Here is a 2,728-nt window from a genome sequence, read left to right as displayed (position 1 = left end):
AGCCTCGGCCGTGCCGGAGACAGTGGTGCCATCGGATTCGATCAGCGTCGGTGCATCCGGCGCGATGGTGTCGATGGTGAGAGTGAAGTCGGCAGACGATGCACTTTCATTGCCCGCGGCATCAGTGGCGGTGACGCTGAAGACGTGTTCGCCATCGGCGAAGTCAGTCGCCGGCGTGAAGCTCCAGGTGCCATTGGCATCGGCGGTGACTGTCGCGATTTCCTCACCGTTGTGGGTAATCGTGACGGTGCTGCCGGCTTCGGCGCTGCCGGTCAGGGTCGGGGTCGCGTCATTGGTGCTGTCGCCATCGGCGAGGGTGCCGGTTACGGCCGCCACATCATCCGTGGCGGAGGTGATGGTCGGCGCATTCGGTGCGGTGACGTCGGCATCTTCCGGCACCACCAGGGTGTCGGAGACAGCACTTTCGTTGCCTGCGGCATCGGTGACGGTAGCCGTCAGCTCAGTGCCGGCTTCCTGCTTCGGAGACAGCGTGATGCTGAAGGTGCCGTCATCCGCGACGGTGCCAGAGCCCAGCAGATCGCCATCACCGTTGGTGATCTCGACCGTCCCGCCGGCTTCGGCGCTGCCATTGACCGTACTGCCATTGGCGGTTTCGCCATCGGTCTCGGCCAGGACTGGTGCATCTGGCGCGACGGTGTCGACGGTGAGCGTGAAGTCGGCAGACGGTGCACTTTCGTTGCCCGCGGCATCGGTGGCAGTGACGCTGAAGACATGCTCGCCATCGGCGAAATCAGTCGCCGGCGTGAAGCTCCAGGTGCCATTGGCATCGGCGGTGACTGTCGCGATTTCCTCACCGTTGTGGGTAATCGTGACAGCACTGCCGGCTTCGGCGCTGCCGGTCAGGGTCGGAGTCGCGTCATTGGTGCTGTCGCCATCAGCGAGGGTGCCGGTTACGGCCGCCACATCATCCGTGGCCGAGGCGATGGTCGGCGCATTAGGGGCAGTAACGTCGGCATCTTCTGGGACCACCAGGGTGTCGGAGACAGCACTTTCGTTGCCAGCGGCATCGGTGACTGTGGCGGTCAGCTCGGTGCCGGCATCCTGCTCGGGAGACAGCGCGACCGAGAAGTTGCCATCGGTGTCGACCTCAGCAGAGCCCAGGACGTCGCCAGCAGTATTGGTGATCTCGATCGTGGTGCCGGCTTCGCCGGTGCCCGCGACGGTGGTGCCATCGGTCTCGGCCAGCACTGGTGCATCCGGCGCGGTGGTGTCGACGGTGAGCATGAAGTCGGCAGACGGTGCACTTTCGTTGCCCGCGGCATCGGTCGCAGTGACGCTGAAGACATGCTCGCCATCGGCGAAGCCAGTCGCCGGCGTGAAGCTCCAGCTGCCATTGGCATCGGCGGTGACTGTCGCGATTTCCTCACCGTTGTGGGTAATCGTGACGGTGCTACCGGCTTCGGCGCTGCCGGTCAGGGTCGGAGTCGCGTCATTGGTGCTGTCGCCATCAGCGAGGGTGCCGGTTACGGCCGCCACATCATCCGTGGCCGAGGCGATGGTCGGCGCATTAGGGGCAGTAACGTCGGCATCTTCTGGGACCACCAGGGTGTCGGAGACAGCACTTTCGTTGCCTGCGGCGTCGGTGACAGTGGCGGTCAGCTCGGTGCCGGCATCCTGCTTTGGAGACAGCGTGATGCTGAAGGTGCCGTCATCCGCGACGGTGCCAGAGCCCAGCAGATCGCCATCACCGTTGGAGATCTCGACGGTCCCGCCGGCTTCAGCGCTGCCGTTGACCGTGCTGCCATTGGCGGTCTCGCCATCGGTCTCGGACAGAATCGGCGCATCCGGCGCAGTGGTATCAACCGTCAGTGTGAACTCGCCAGACGGCGCGCTCACGTTGCCGGCTTCATCAGTCGCGGTGACGCTGAAGACGTGCTCGCCATCGGCGAATTCAGTGCCTGGTGTGAAGCTCCAGGTGCCATTGCTACCGGCGGTGGACGTGCCGATCACTTCGCCATTATGCGTGACGGTGACGGTGCTACCGATCTCGGCGCTGCCGGTCAGCGTCGGGGTGGCGTCGTTGGTGCTGTCGCCTGAGGCGAGGGCGCCTGTGACAGCCGCCACATCATCCGTGGCGGAGGCGATGGTCGGCGCATTCGGGGCGGTGACGTCGGCATCTTCCGGCACGGTCAATGCGGCAGAGGCTGCGCTTTCATTGCCTGCAGCATCAGTGACGGTAGCCGTCAGCTCGGTGCCAGCATCCTGCTTCGGCGACAGCGTGATGCTGAAGGTGCCGTCATCGGCAACAGTGCCGGTGCCCAGCAGATCGCCATCATCGTTGGTGATCTCGACGGTCCCGCCGGCTTCGGCGCTGCCATTGACCGTGCTGCCATTGGCGGTTTCGCCATCGGTCTCGGCCAGCACTGGTGCATCTGGCGCGGTGGTGTCGACGGTGAGCGTGAAGTCGGCAGACGGTGCACTCACGTTGCCTGCGGCATCGGTGGCGGTGACGCTGAAGACATGCTCGCCATCGGCGAAGCCAGTCGCCGGCGTGAAGCTCCAGGTGCCATTGGCATCGGCGGTGACTGTCGCGATTTCCTCACCGTTGTGGGTAATCGTGACGGTGCTACCGGCTTCGGCGCTGCCGGTCAGGGTCGGAGTCGCGTCATTGGTGCTGTCGCCATCGGCGAGGGTGCTGGTGCCATCAGGCACGTCGTCGATCGCGGAGGCGATGGTCGGCGTGTTCGGCGCGGTGGCATCGATACCG

Annotated in this window: 1 protein-coding gene; it reads right to left on the bottom strand. The window is 65.0% G+C overall.

Annotated features, from left to right (window positions below; all coding sequences use genetic code 11):
• A partial coding sequence (locus OW493_RS17125; protein WP_289864982.1) for an Ig-like domain-containing protein occupies positions 1-2,728 on the bottom strand: 2,728 nt, incomplete at both ends.

Origin of the sequence: Cobetia sp. 14N.309.X.WAT.E.A4 (assembly GCF_030397495.1) — a bacterium.
Lineage (GTDB): Bacteria > Pseudomonadota > Gammaproteobacteria > Pseudomonadales > Halomonadaceae > Cobetia > Cobetia marina.
Note: the sequence above shows the minus strand (reverse complement) of the source record. Positions and strands in the feature narration are given on the sequence as shown.